The sequence below is a fragment of the Granulicella pectinivorans genome (genome assembly GCF_900114625.1).
GTDB classification, from domain to species: Bacteria; Acidobacteriota; Terriglobia; order Terriglobales; family Acidobacteriaceae; genus Edaphobacter; species Edaphobacter pectinivorans.
On record NZ_FOZL01000001.1, the window covers coordinates 1,701,485 to 1,714,647 of the forward strand.

A 13,163-nucleotide genomic window follows, 5' to 3' on the forward strand; every position below is an offset into this window, starting at 1 on the left:
CCAATCAACGTGAGGACCATCGTTCTAAGCGAGTTCGATCTTGTACGTCAGAGCGATCTCGCTGATCGGCTTCGAAGGTACAGAAGCCTTGAGCCCAGCCGAGCTCTGCGTGAACTTCACTGCCTCCGAGTACCCCAGAATCCGTACACTCTTCACCTTCGGGCCCGTTCCCAGGCTCTTGATGAGAATGTCCGATGTCGGAGGTCCAAAGACGAACGCATACAGCGTCTTGCCCTTGGTCGTGAAGCGAATGTCCTCCGTCCCAAACGGAGGCCGCTTGTCCTCGTTGAATCCTCCATTGCCGGCATTGACCTTCGTCGACGGCCCCTCGCCGTAGACCGTAAACGGTCGTGTCCCATAGATGCCTTCCGAGTTCACCTGCATCCACTTCGTAATGCCGTTCAGCGTCACCATCTCGTCGGGGTCGAGCTCGCCTGAGTTCGGCAGCGGGAAGTTCAGCAGCAGGTTCCCGTTCTTGCTCACGATATCGGTCAGCAGTTCGATCACCTTGGCCGACGTCTTGTACTTGATGCCGCGGTTGTAGTGCCACTGCCCGATGCATGTATCCGTTTGCCATGGCTTCGGGGCAATCCCATCCGCGACCCCCCGCTCGCGATCCAGCGTGCAGGTTCCGACCTCGCACTGCTCCGGCTCCTTGCCGTTGTAGATGGCTTCGGTCCGGCCCTTGTGCAGATTCGCGCTGACGTTATAGACCTCCGCCACCAGCGAGTTGCCGTACACGTCGAACGGAATCCCGCCGTCCGTGTACAACAGGTCCGGCGAGTGCTGGTCCACCAGATCCTTGATCCGGTTGAAGTACTGCTTCTTCCAGCGATCCGGTGCCACGCGCCCCATCGCCTTCAGCCCCTTGATCTCTTCCAGCGTCATCCCCGAGAGGTCGTGATAGAGATCCGCATACGCCGGGTCGACGCCGTCGTAGGACACGCCCGCCAGAGGCCCGGTCGAGTCCGACAGGTGCGACACCGCCAGCCAGTCGAACGAGTTCGAAAGATGCTCCGACACGCCAAACCGCAGCCCCCGCGCACGCGCCGCCTTGGCATACTCGCCCACGATGTCTCGCTTCGGCCCATTGGCCACCGCGTTCCAGCGCGGCTGATACTTTGAGTTCCACATATCGAAGTTGTCGTGGTGGACGCCCATTGAGACGAAGTACTTCGCGCCAGCGGCTTTGTACAGGTCCATCAGGTGCTCCGGGTCCCACTTCGCCCCCTTGAACGTGGGAATGTGCTTCTTGTAGCCCTCCTTGGAGGGATGCCCGTAGGTCGCCACCTCGTACTCATACTGTTTCGAGCCCTGGATATACATATTCCGCGCGTACCAGTCGCCCTTTTCTACGCCCGACTGCGGGCCCCAGTGTGACCAGATGCCGAACTTCGCTTCGGTAAACCACGCCGGCGTCTCGTAGGTCTTCAGATTTTCGGCGGTGAAGGGACCCTTGGTAATCTGCTGGCCCAGCAGGGTGCGCGGTGCAAGCGTGGCGGCGGCGGCCCCGGTAAGGAGTTTGAGGGTATGGCGGCGGGTGATGGACATGCGGACTCCGGAATCGTTGAGATGATTTGACCCGGTGATTGTAGCCAAGTAAACGATAACTTGGCGAGTCCAAAAAACGAAGCGACTGGTTTGTGAGAGGGAGAGAGCGCGACAGTACAGCCCCCGGAGCGTAAAACTGTAGTTCACAGTGCTAGGTTTTGCGGGTGATCACTCTCACGACCAGGTGGTTTCAGCGATACGCCAGACGGGAAAGGAGAGACGTGATGACGACGAAAAAGAAGGCTAGCCCTCTCGGCTACGCCATTCTGGAGATGGCCGAGGAGCAGCACCGGTTTGGCATCATGGACGATGCGACGTATGGCAAGATCACGTTGCGTCACTTCGGCAACAAGGTGCTCGAGACCATGCAACCGATCAGCGGAGAGGACATTCGTGCCGTCCGGGAGAGGGAAAATCTCAGCCAGGCCGCCTTCGCCCGCTATCTCAACCTGACCGCCGGATACGTCTCCCAGTTGGAGCGCGGAATAAAGCGTCCGACCGGTCCCGCGCTGGCACTCCTCAACGTGATTCGCCGTAAAGGCATCGTGGTGATGAACTAAGTCTTCTACTTCTTCGGTGGAGTCGTCGTCGCCGGTGCATCGGACTGCACATCGCCCGTCGAGATGATCCTCGCCGATCCACGGAACCGCTTGTAATTCGTGTAACGGATGATGTTCCTCATATGCACGTCCTGCGACACCGCACCGCGCTGGGCTGCGAAGTGCAGTGTTCCCTCCATCTTGGTGTAGGTCGGGAACCAGTACTTGCCGTCGATCTGCTCGTAGTAGGTGGTGAAGGGCGGCGAAAGATCCTCATGCCCGGCGCGCGTGTCATCCGGCACGTTCTTGCCATTGATCAGCACAATCTGGAAGTCCTGCTGGTCGATCCAGACCTTGCCCTGGTAGTAGCGCTTGTTCTTCTCCATCACCTTGGGCTTTACATCCAGCACGTAGGTGTCGAGCTCATCGACCTTTTGCCGCCCCAGGTACGTGATGTTGTACTGCGGCAGCTCCTCGGTGGTCAGCACGAACGGCAGTCTCTGCTCAATGTCCTTGAAGTCGGCCGGCGACATCATCACGCGCTCCAGCGTGTTCTGCGGCGCGAAGACGACGTGCTCTTCGCGGCGTCCGGTCGTGGGCGAGATGCTGATGTCGGTCACCTGCTGGTACTCGCCATCGACTTTGTTGGTGTCCTCGGTGATCGTTTGCACCTTCACCGTCTGGCGAAAGACATAGTTCGTCCGCGCCTTGGCGAACTCCGACTCGCGCGCACCCATCTTCGCGATCAGTTCGTCGGCGGTCAGGCCGGCCGGCAGCGGCGTCGGATCGAGCGGTCCAAAGCCTTCCTGCCCCCCGAGGAAGTTGAGCCCGGAAACCGCGCCTCCCATTACCAAGGTGCTGTCCGAAGACCCCGCCACCCCGGTGAGCGGCGCGGCATGGACCGATAGGGAGAAAAGAGCGAGGACGAAAAGGGTGTGCGAGGCGGTGGTGATCTTCATCATCTGCTGAATCTTCCTGGCGCGGGCGTAAAGACTTCTGTAACAAATTAGACGCCAATTACCGGATTAAGGAAACGAAGGACAGGCATGCTGGGGAGATTGAAGGTTTTGTCGGAGTGGTTGGCGAGTTTCCGGGGACCGCATGGGGCCGGCATGCTGCACGGATTCTGCCTGTCGGCCCTCGGCGGCATGCTCGCGGCTGTCTGGGCGCTCCTGCGCCGCCAGAGGCAGCAGGCCCGCGCAGCCCGCCTGGAACGAGCCCAGTGGGAGGAGCAGGAGGCCTACGCCCGTCTCGACGTCGCGCTCGGCCCCGGCGGCGACACTCGCCCGCTCGCCCGCCGCGTCTGCCGCGCCGTGATCGAAGCAAGCCGCTTCCGCCGCATCGCCATGCTCGTCCGCGACGCCGAAGGCAAGCTCTTCGTCGCCGGGAGCTCAGGCATGGACGACCTCACCGTTGGCGCGCTCCAAACGTGGGGCGTCAGCGTCATCCGCCAGGAGCGCGGACTCGGTCCCGCCGGTCCGGTCAAAGCGCTGGCCCGGGAGAAGATCGGCGCAGGCAGCTTCGTCATGCCGATCGCTTCGCCCGACGCCTTCGAGAGCGTGGGCTTCGTCTCTACCGGTCCTCTCGCCGAGACCGACTGCCGCCAGGTCATCGTTACCATGCTCCGGGGAGCCGGTGGCGCCGTCCTCGGCGCGCTGGTCGTTGGCCTCGCCGCCGATCGTGCAGAGAAGGATCCCATCGCGATGGCTCCCCTCGAGTCCCTCGCTGTCAAGCTGGCCCGCACCATCGAAAACGCCTCCCTGGCCGAGCGTCTTCTCCGCAGCGAAAAGCTCGCTGGCCTGGGCCAGCTTGCCGGTGGAGTCGCCCATGAACTCAATAACCCCCTCACCGCCGTCCTCGGGTTCGCAGAACTCATTCTCCAGTCCTCGGAGGACGCCCGTGTTCGCGAGGATGCCGACACCATCATCCGCGAAGCCCTGCGCATGAAGGAGACCGTGGAGAGCCTGCTCAACTTCTGGCGGCCCGTCACCCTCCTCGACGAGCCCGTGGCCATCGAGGCGCTCCTTGACGAGGTCGCCAGGGCCTGCGCCGGCAAACTCAGCGAGCGCGGTGTCCGCCTGGTCGTCGAAACCGGCGAAGCCATGCCCTCGGTCCGGGGTAACCGCGACCGGCTCCGCCAGATCCTGGAGCACCTCCTCAACAACGCCGCTCAGGCCATCGCCGCCGGCAGGGAGCGCCGACGCAGCGGAGACGGACCCAGGGCCGGTACGCCGGAGATGCGCGGAACCAGCCTCCCCCGCGGGGCCGACGAGGGTGATCTCTCGCCCACCATCCGCATCACCGTCAGCCACGACGGCCAGACCATGCACCTGATCGTCTCGGACACCGGCCCCGGCTTCCGCGAGCCTGCTCGCGCCTTCGACCCCTTCTACACCACGCGCCAGCCGGGCGAGGGAGCCGGTCTCGGTCTTTCCATCTGCTATGGAATCGTCCGCGAACACGGCGGCGAGATCTCCGCCTTCAACCTGCATCCACACGGAGCGGCGGTGGTCGTGGAGCTGCCCGTTCGCGAGATGAAGAGCTCAGGCGCAACGGCTTCCGCACCGAAAGCTACGTCTCTACGGAAGCACGAGGGCGTCCGGATCGACCGCGATCCCGGTCCTGGGTAGCTGCTCCCCATAGAAATACGCGACACGCTGCCGCACCAGTTCTTCCTCGACATTCGGATCGAACGACGAGGCACGCCGCTCAATGATGGCGTGCCACGGAAGCGCATCGGTCCGCGCCTGCAGACGCGCCACATAGTCGTCCACGGACCCGATTACCCGCGCGGGAACGCCTCCCACGATCGATCCCGGCGGAACATCCTCATGCACCACCGCCCCGGCGGCGACGATGGCGTTCGGCCCGATCGTCACGCCCGGCAGGATCATCGCACCGTACCCGATAAACACGTTGTCCCGAATGTCGATCTTGCCCACGCACTCCAGGCTGCATCCGTAGGCGCGGTTCAGCATGGCAATCTCCCCGCCATGGCCGATCAGCGTGCAGGTTGAAAACTGCACGTTATTGCCGATCTTCACGTACGCCGGATCCAGAAATACGGTGGTCTTGCGGATGCTGACATTCTCGCCCATGGAGTGGAAGCCGCCGAACCGGCGAAGGTATTCCGTGTACTCCCCCGACCACGGATGGCACATTCTGCGGTAGATCCCCGAGCATACGTCGTGATTTTCCGCCAGATAGCGGAAGAAAGCTTTGAGCAGGCTCATGGTGCGGCAAATATACACCAGGGCTTCGTCGCTCAGCCGACGCTGTACCGCCGAATGCTCTAGACTGGCGCGATGAATCGTTTTGTCCGTTCGATCCTGTGCGCAGTGTTGATGGGTACCACCGGAGCGGCTCTCGCCCAGGCGAAGCGGCCCATGACCTTCGAAGACCTGATGGCGATGAAGCGCGTCGCCGACCCGCAGATCTCCTCCGGCGGCAAGTGGGTGCTGTTCTCGGTCACCGACGTCTCGCTCACCGCGAACACCAAGATCAACCGCCTCTGGGTGGTGCCCATCGGCGGCGGCAAGGAGCGTGACCTCGGCCTGCCCGCCGGTGCCTCGAACGGACGCTTCTCCCCCGACGGCAAGTGGGTCTCGTTCACCGGCAACGACGACACCGGCTCGCAGATCTGGCTCGCCGCCTGGGACGAGGCCTCCGGCACCATCCACGGCGTCCGCCGCCTCACCGCCGTCTCCACGGAAGCCGACGGAGCCATCTGGTCCCCCAACTCGAAGCGCCTCCTCTTCGTCTCCAGCGTCTACCCCGACTGCTCCGACAAAGCTGTCTTCACCGACGAGGACGCCTGCAACAAGGCCAAGGACGACGCTGCCGCCAAGAACCCGGTCAAAGCCCAGGTCTGGGATCACCTCCTTTACCGCCACTGGAACGCCTTCACCGGCGAGAAGCGCTCGCATGTCCTGGTTGTCTCGGTGGGCGATAGCTCCGTAGTCCGCGACCTGACGCCAAAGCGTTTTGTCGGCGACGCGGAGACGCCGACGTTCTCCCTCGGCGGCCCGCTTGGCTACGCCTGGTCTCCGGGATCCGACGAAATCGCATTTGTAACCAATCTAGATACAGTTCCTGCCGCGAGCACGAACAACGATGTCTTTACCCTGCTGCTCGATGATGCGGGTGCGAAGCCGAGGAAGATCTCTACTTCACCAGGAAGCGACGATGGGCCGCAGTATTCGCCGGATGGGAAGTGGATTGCGTTTCGGTCGCAGGCTCGGGCGGGGTTTGAGTCTGATCGCTTCCGCCTAGTGCTGTTCGATCGACTTGCAGGGACGTTGAAGGAGTTGATGCCCAAGCTCAACACGCCCCCAGGCGGCTACTTCGACGGCTGGATCGACGAGTTCGTATGGAACGGAGACAGCACATCGCTGGTCTTTACCAGTGGAGTGCGCGGAGCGGAAGCGATCTTTTCGTACGACGTCTTCGGCTTTCGTCGCGGAGGCGATCCTCTCTTCCTCCGATGGAGCGGTGAGGGCGAGTACGGAGACCTTCATCTCTTCATCGACCGATCAGCCACGGAACAGACGACCCTCGTTGCAACCAGGATGAGTGCTGAAGGTCCCACCGAACTGGTTACCATTCCCATGGGGTTGCTCGGGCATACCGCGCTCAACGAGTTCATGAGTCCGGAGTTCGTTCAACCGGTGAGTTTGATGGAGCCGAAAGAAACAAGGCTGACCCATATCAACGATGGCGCTCTGGATTCCGTGGCTTTGCAGAAGATGGAATCCTTCTGGTTCACCGGAGTCGAAAACACCAAGGTCCAGGGCTTCCTCGTCCGCCCTCCAAATTTCGACCCCTCCAGAAAATACCCCGTAAAGTTCCTCATCCACGGAGGCCCGCAAGGCGCCTGGGGAGACGCCTGGTCCTATCGCTGGAACCCTGAACTCATGGCCGCATCCGGTTACGTCGTGGTAATGGTCAACCCCCGCGGTTCCACCGGCTACGGGCAGAAGTTCGTCGACGAGGTCAGCGGCGACTGGGGCGGCCGCGCCTATATCGATCTCATGAACGGCCTCGACGCCGCCGAGGCGAAATACCCCTTCATCGACAAGACCCGCGAGTGCGCCCTCGGAGCCAGCTACGGCGGCTTCATGGCCAACTGGATCCTCACCCACACCAACCGGTTCCAGTGCATCGTCTCCCACGACGGCATGTACAACCCCGCCTCCGCCTACGGCGACACCGAGGAGCTCTGGTTCAACGAGTGGGAGTTCCGCCGCCCCGGCGACCCCAACCCCGGCCAGCCCTGGCGTTACGCCGCCGGACCCGCCGAAGACGACCCCTTCCGCAAGTGGTCGCCCATGCTCCAAATCCAGAACGCGAAGACCCCGACCCTCGTCATCCACTCCCAAAAGGACTACCGCCTCGACGTCTCCGAGGGCTTCCAGCTCTTCACCGCCCTCCAGCGCCTCAACGTACCCTCGAAGATGCTCTACTTCCCCGACGAGGGCCACTGGGTGTTGAAGCCGCAAAACGCCAAACTCTGGAACGAGACCGTCAGCGACTGGTGCGATCGTTGGACCCATTCGAACGCCTACGCATCGAAGTAAGCAGGAGAGCACGTTGCCGTTTGCCAAACCCAAAAAACGCGAGCCCGTCGGCGAGGCAGGGCTCTTCGAGTACGCCCTGAAGACGCTGACGGTCCGCATGCGCACCGAGCGCGACCTGCGCCGCCTCATGAAGACCCGCGCCGAAGAGGGCCAGGCCGGAGAAGCGGCGATGGACGCTGTCGTCCTTCGATTGAAAGACCTCCGCTACCTCTCCGACACCCGCTTCGCCGCCGACTACACGCGCATGCGCAAGGAGAACCAGGGCTTTGGCCGCCGCCGCGTCCAGCAGGACCTCACCCAAAAAGGCATCCACAAGGAAACGGTAGCCGCCGCCGTCTCCGCCGCCTTCGACGAGGCCGACGAAGTCGCCCTCGCCCGCGCCTACGTCACCCGCAAGCGCATGAAGAAGCCCGCCGACCAGAAGGAGACAGTCCGCGTCATGAACCGTCTCATCCGCGCCGGATACTCCTCGAACGCCATCTTCAAGCTCCTCCGCGCGTGGGAGGTTCCCGAAGACGCCATGCTCGAAGAGGGCGGTGGCGACTCCGACTCCTACGCCGAACACGATGACGAGGCCGTCGAATAATGGATCGCGTCGTAGCCATCGACTGGTCCGGCGACCAGAGCGCCTCCGGACAGCGACGCAAGATCTGGGCTGGCGTCTGGACGCGTTCCGACAAGGGCAAGACCATGGGGGGAACCGTGACGCTCGAAGGCGGACGGACACGCGACGAGTGGACCGCATGGCTCATCGAGCGCTCGCACGAGACCCCATGCATGGTCGTAGGCTTCGACTTCATCTTTAGCTACCCCGCCTGGTTTCTGCAGGAGCACAACCTCAAGACCGCTCCGGCCCTCTGGAAGAAAGTCGCCGAAGGCCAGGGCGAAGCCTGGCTCCACGTCGACTGCAAGGACGACCGCTTCTGGGGCAAGCCGAAGAAGAAACCCCTCGAGTTCTGCGGCGTAGACAACCACCGCATGCTCCGCCGCGCCGACATCGAGGTCAAGATCAAGTCCCAGATCGCCGAGCCCGCCAAGGCCGCGCGCGTCGCCGGCATCGCGCCCAAGTCTCCCTTCCAGATCGGCGGCTCAGGCTCCGTCGGGACAGGCTCCCTCCGCGGCATGCCCCACCTCCTCACGCTCCGCGAGGGCGGCTTCTCCGTCTGGCCCTTCGACCCGCCCGTCTTCCCCATGGCGGTCGAGATGTACACCCGCCTCATGACCGGCCCGGTCAACAAAAGCTCCGAAGCCGCCCGCACCGAGTACCTCAAGCAGAAGAAGTACCCAGGCCTCTCCCGCAGCGTGCTCGCCGCCGCGAAGTCCAGCGAAGACGCCTTCGATGCCCTCATCAGTTGCCTCGTCATGACCGAGTGCCGCGCCGAGTTCCCCGAACTTCCCCCGGAGAACGATCCCATCTACAAGCTCGAAGGCCGCACCTGGCAACCCGGAGTCGGCCTCTAGCTCTCCTCGCACACCCCAAACCGCTTCAGAAACAGATCCATCGTCCCCCCCTGCACCACAATGGAGAACACCACCACCAGGTACGTCGTCGCCAGAATCCACGTGCGTCCCATGGCCTCCGGAATCGAGAGCGCCAGCGCGATCGACAACCCACCGCGCAGCCCGCCCCAGCTCAGCGTCAGGATCGACGTCTTGTGCCCTCGCTGAATGAGCCGCACCCCGGAGAGGACCACCGCCACCACCGCCGTCCGCGTCACCGTGACGATCACAATCGCCAGCGCGCCACTCGCAAACGTAGTCCGGTTGAACGCAATGACCAGCACCTCCAGCCCCAGCAGCACGAACAGGATGCCGTTCTGAATCTCATCCACCACGCGCCAGAAGCGGTCCAGTGCCTCATGCGAGATATCGGCATGCAGGTGATTCAGATTGAAACGGCGCAGTGCGATCCCCGCTGCCACAGCCTCCAGCGGAGCCGAAAGATGCAGCGTCTCTGCCAGCGAGTAGCCCGCCAGCGCCAGCGCCAGGGTCAGCATGATCTCGATCTGGTAAGCATCCACCCGGCGCATCAACTCGGAGGTACACCACGCTAGCGCAGTCCCCAGCAGCAGCCCACCGCCCGACTGCACCAGCAGCAGCCATGCAATATGTCCCGCATGCGGTGTGGCGCCGCGGCTCGCGCTCAACACGGCCAGAAACAGCACCGCACCCACGCCGTCATTGAACAGTGACTCTCCCGCAAGCTGCGCCTGGATATTCTTCGGCACACCCACCCGGTGCAGCATCTCCAGCACGGCGATCGGGTCCGTCGGCGAGATCAGCGTCCCAAAAAACAGGCACTCGATCCACGTCGCATGCAGCCCCACCAGCGGCAGCGCATAGAACAGCGCAGTGGATATCCCCGCGGTCGTGAACAGCGTGCCAAAGACCGAGAGCAGGCCAACCGCGAGCTTCTCCTTGGCCAGGTAGTGCAGGTCGAGCAGAAACGCTCCCGCAAACAGCAGAAGCCCCAGCATCCCATGCAGAATCAGGTCCTCGAAGCGAATGCGTCCAACCAGGCCGACCGCCCAAAGGTGCAGTCCCGGGTCACGCAGGCTGACGATCAGCAACACGATCGAGGCCAGCACCGTCAGAATCATGGTGCCAATGGTGATGGGCAACCGAAGGACGCGGACGCTGAGCCATCCAAAGAGGGCGGCTGCGGTGATGATGAGGCTAACAAGCGCAAGAGTCGACATCGTCTTCCTCCAGTCTAGTGGACTATGCTGGGCTGGAGGTCTTCGCCATGGCTCTACCGGACGTTTGCGTCGTGGGTGCTGGTCCCGCGGGTCTCGCCTGCGCGATCACGGCGGCCCAGCGTGGGCTGCGCGTGCGCGTCCTCGACGCCGCCCGCGCAGGCCCCGTCGACAAGGCCTGCGGCGAAGGTCTCCTGCCCGACGCACTCGACCGCCTCGACCGCATGGGCGTGCGCGATCTCCACGGACGACCCATCGCAGGCATCCGCTTCCTGTCCCACAACCGCGCAGCACACGCCCGGTTTCGCGTCGCGCAAGGCATGGGCGTGCGCCGCACCGAGCTGCACCGCGCGATGCTGGACCGAGCCGCCGAACTCGGCGTCGCCGTCGAGTGGGGCGTCCCTCTCCGGGCCCTCGAAGACATCCACGCCGGCATCCTCGTCGGAGCCGACGGCAGCCAGTCCCGCGTACGCGCCCTCGCCCGCCTGGAGAGCCAAGTCACCACGCGGCGCGTAGGCCTGCGGCAGCACTTCGCCATCGCTCCATGGTCGGAGTTCGTCGAGGTCTACTGGGCTAACGGCGCGCAGGCCTACGTCACGCCGGTCGGCGAGCAGCAGGTCGGCGTCGCCTTCCTCTCCACGCAAAAGTTCGACACCATGGCGCAAGCCCTCAACCTCTTCCCGGAGCTGCAATCGCGTCTGGCCGGCGCCCCCACCCTGAGCACGGCCCGCGGAGCCCTCACGGTGACACGTCGCGTCCGCCGCGTCACCACAGGCCGCATCGCCCTGGTCGGCGACGCCTCCGGCTCCGTCGATGCCATCACCGGCGAAGGCATGAACCTCTGCTTCCGCCAGGCCGACGCCCTCTCCGAAGCTCTGGCGGCAAACCATCTCGCACGCTACGAATCCGCGCACTCCAAAACGCTGCGGATGGCGCGTGGAATGAGCGCCGCCCTCCTGCTCATGAGCGCCTCCCCCACCCTCCGCCAGGCCACCATGGCAGTCTTCGCAACCGCGCCCCCTGTCTTCGAAGCTCTCCTCCGCATGCATGTGACAGGATTCCTGCCTCCCCCTGACAACCAAACCGCCAAGACCGGATACAAACAATCACAGGCAGCAATCAACGCGACGAGGTGAGGATGCACGTCCCTGAAGATCTGGAGCAAAGGCTGATCGGTATGATCGCCACATCGAAGAAGGTCTCCCCCGAGACCATCGCCCGCGAGACCACCTTCGACTCCCTCGCCATCGACTCCCTCGACAAGATCAACCTCTCCTTCGAGGTCGAAGAGGCCTTCGCCATCGAGATCCCCGACGCCGCCATCGGCAGCATCCGGACCGTGGGCGACATGGTCGACGGCGTGCAATCGCTCGTCGCGGCCAAGGCATGACCCGTCGCGTCGTCGTCACCGGCATGGGCTGCATCACCCCGGCAGGAGCCACCGTCGAGTCCTTCGCAAACGCAATCTTCGCGGGCCGCACCGGCATCGCCGAACACGTCTTCTCCGACCTCCCCGAAGGCCGGCCTTCCGGACTCAAGTTCACACGCACCTCCCAGGTGCGCGTCTTCGACCCCTCGGCTTTCCTCACCCCCCAGCAGGTCATCTCCACCGAGCGCTCCAGTCAGTTCGCCCTCATCGCCGCCGCGCAGGCCGTCCGGCAGAGCGGCCTCGACTACCCAGGCGAACGCACCGCCGTCATCCTCGGCTGCTCCACCGGGGGCCGCACCTGGGAGGAGCCCGAAACCGCCAAGCTCTACCTCGCCAACGCCCGCGTCCATCCGCTCACGGTGGTCCGCTCGATGGCCTCCTCAGGCTCCAGCCAGGTCGCGATGGCCCACCGGGTCACCGGTCCCGTCCTCAACCTCTCCACCGCCTGCGCCTCCGGTACCCACGCCATCGGCATGGCCTTCCATATGGTGCGCTCAGGGATGGTGGACGCAGCCATCACCGGCGGCCACGAGGCCCCGCTCACCTTCGGCTTCCTCCGCGCCTGGGACTCCATGCGCGTCGTCTCGCCCACCCAGTGCCGTCCCTTCGCTCGCGACCGCGACGGCATGACCCTCGGCGAAGGCGCGGCGATCCTCTGCCTCGAAGAACGCACTGCCGCGCTCGCCCGTGGGGCTGAAATTCTCGGTGAGATCGTGGGCTTCGGCATGTCGTCCGACGCCACCCACATCACCCAGCCCGACCCCGCAGGAGCCGCCCGCGCCATGTCCGCCGCACTCGCCGACGCCGGCATCGCCCCCATCGATATCGGCTACCTCAACGCGCACGGCACCGGCACCCAGGCCAACGATGCCGTCGAGGCCGAGGCCATCGGACGCATCTTCGGTTGCGGCACCGTTCCCGTCAGCGCCACCAAGGCCGTCACCGGCCATGCCATCGGAGCCACTGGAGCCATCGAGGCCCTCGCGACCCTTCTCTCCCTCCGCGAACGCCGCGCCCCGCACACTGCAGGCCTTGTCCACGCGGATGAGACCCTCGCCCTCGATCTAGTCATGGGCAGTCCCCGCGCCATGGACAAGGACTTCGCCCTCTCCAACTCCCTCGCCTTCGGCGGCCTCAACGCCGTCCTCGCCTTCCGCCGCTAGCCGGCATCCCGTCGAGTGATGCTGGACGCAGCCATTCAATGGAAGGGCATCGAACGGAAGGGCATGGCGTCAGCCATGCCAAAAAGGGCAGCTTTTGCCGGAATGTACCGAGATTCCCGCAGGGAATCGCTTCGGTCCTTGCCTTCGTTCTCATGGACTGAATATTTCCGAGCGCGATATCCACTTGCCCGTCTATGGGAGTAGAAGGA

12 protein-coding genes are annotated in these 13,163 nt (G+C 64.0%); 8 read left to right on the forward strand and 4 right to left on the reverse strand.

Annotated elements, in window-relative coordinates; genetic code table 11:
* Nucleotides 1-24: 24 nt before the first annotated feature.
* The gene (locus BM400_RS06820; RefSeq protein ID WP_089837848.1) at nucleotides 25-1,551 is read right to left on the reverse strand and encodes an alpha-L-fucosidase; all 1,527 of its coding nucleotides are present in this window, start codon (nucleotides 1,549-1,551) and stop codon (nucleotides 25-27) included.
* A 224-nt stretch (nucleotides 1,552-1,775) separates the two neighbouring features.
* On the opposite strand from BM400_RS06820, the gene BM400_RS06825 reads away from it, so the two are divergent.
* Nucleotides 1,776-2,111: a helix-turn-helix domain-containing protein gene (locus tag BM400_RS06825; RefSeq protein WP_089837850.1), complete on the forward strand. Its 336-nt coding sequence runs from the start codon at nucleotides 1,776-1,778 to the stop codon at nucleotides 2,109-2,111.
* A gap of 5 nt (nucleotides 2,112-2,116) precedes the next feature.
* Here the strand turns inward: BM400_RS06825 and BM400_RS06830 are convergent, their stop codons facing one another.
* Entirely contained in the window at nucleotides 2,117-3,052 is a 936-nt protein-coding gene (locus BM400_RS06830; protein ID WP_245781725.1) for an outer membrane lipoprotein-sorting protein, read from the reverse strand.
* An 84-nt stretch (nucleotides 3,053-3,136) separates the two neighbouring features.
* Here BM400_RS06830 and BM400_RS06835 point away from each other — a divergent pair, with 84 nt between their 5' ends.
* Nucleotides 3,137-4,720, forward strand: coding sequence for a sensor histidine kinase (locus BM400_RS06835; RefSeq protein WP_089837854.1), 1,584 nt, complete (start codon nucleotides 3,137-3,139; stop codon nucleotides 4,718-4,720).
* Here the strand turns inward: BM400_RS06835 and BM400_RS22780 are convergent.
* Complete coding sequence (locus BM400_RS22780; protein WP_089837856.1) at nucleotides 4,670-5,323, reverse strand: acyltransferase; 654 nt, start codon at nucleotides 5,321-5,323, stop codon at nucleotides 4,670-4,672. The two genes, BM400_RS06835 and BM400_RS22780, sit on opposite strands and share 51 nt — an antisense overlap.
* Before the next feature lie 72 nt (nucleotides 5,324-5,395).
* Between BM400_RS22780 and BM400_RS06845 the strand changes: the two genes are divergently transcribed.
* Genes BM400_RS06845 through BM400_RS06855 form a run of 3 tightly spaced genes read left to right on the forward strand, consistent with a single transcriptional unit; the run spans nucleotide 5,396 to nucleotide 9,127 of the window.
* The gene (locus BM400_RS06845) at nucleotides 5,396-7,666 is read left to right on the forward strand and encodes a dipeptidyl-peptidase 5 (protein ID WP_245781726.1); all 2,271 of its coding nucleotides are present in this window, start codon (nucleotides 5,396-5,398) and stop codon (nucleotides 7,664-7,666) included.
* 13 nt (nucleotides 7,667-7,679) lie between these two features.
* Nucleotides 7,680-8,252, forward strand: coding sequence for a regulatory protein RecX (locus tag BM400_RS06850; protein ID WP_089837858.1), 573 nt, complete (start codon nucleotides 7,680-7,682; stop codon nucleotides 8,250-8,252).
* Nucleotides 8,252-9,127: a hypothetical protein gene (locus BM400_RS06855; protein WP_089837860.1), complete on the forward strand. Its 876-nt coding sequence runs from the start codon at nucleotides 8,252-8,254 to the stop codon at nucleotides 9,125-9,127. The genes BM400_RS06850 and BM400_RS06855 overlap by 1 nt, the downstream gene beginning before the upstream one ends.
* Here BM400_RS06855 and BM400_RS06860 read toward each other — a convergent pair.
* Nucleotides 9,124-10,365 (reverse strand): cation:proton antiporter, encoded by a 1,242-nt coding sequence (locus tag BM400_RS06860; RefSeq protein ID WP_089837862.1) that lies wholly within the window; start codon nucleotides 10,363-10,365, stop codon nucleotides 9,124-9,126. The two genes, BM400_RS06855 and BM400_RS06860, sit on opposite strands and share 4 nt — an antisense overlap.
* A gap of 47 nt (nucleotides 10,366-10,412) precedes the next feature.
* Between BM400_RS06860 and BM400_RS06865 the strand changes: the two genes are divergently transcribed.
* The 3 genes from BM400_RS06865 to BM400_RS06875 are packed head-to-tail and all read left to right on the forward strand — an operon-like array spanning nucleotide 10,413 to nucleotide 12,954.
* Nucleotides 10,413-11,498 (forward strand): NAD(P)/FAD-dependent oxidoreductase, encoded by a 1,086-nt coding sequence (locus BM400_RS06865; protein ID WP_141223831.1) that lies wholly within the window; start codon nucleotides 10,413-10,415, stop codon nucleotides 11,496-11,498.
* 2 nt (nucleotides 11,499-11,500) lie between these two features.
* Complete coding sequence (locus tag BM400_RS06870) at nucleotides 11,501-11,752, forward strand: acyl carrier protein (RefSeq protein WP_089837866.1); 252 nt, start codon at nucleotides 11,501-11,503, stop codon at nucleotides 11,750-11,752.
* Complete coding sequence (locus BM400_RS06875; protein WP_089837869.1) at nucleotides 11,749-12,954, forward strand: beta-ketoacyl-[acyl-carrier-protein] synthase family protein; 1,206 nt, start codon at nucleotides 11,749-11,751, stop codon at nucleotides 12,952-12,954. Before BM400_RS06870 ends, BM400_RS06875 begins: the two co-directional genes overlap by 4 nt.
* The last annotated feature ends 209 nt before the right edge of the window (nucleotides 12,955-13,163 follow it).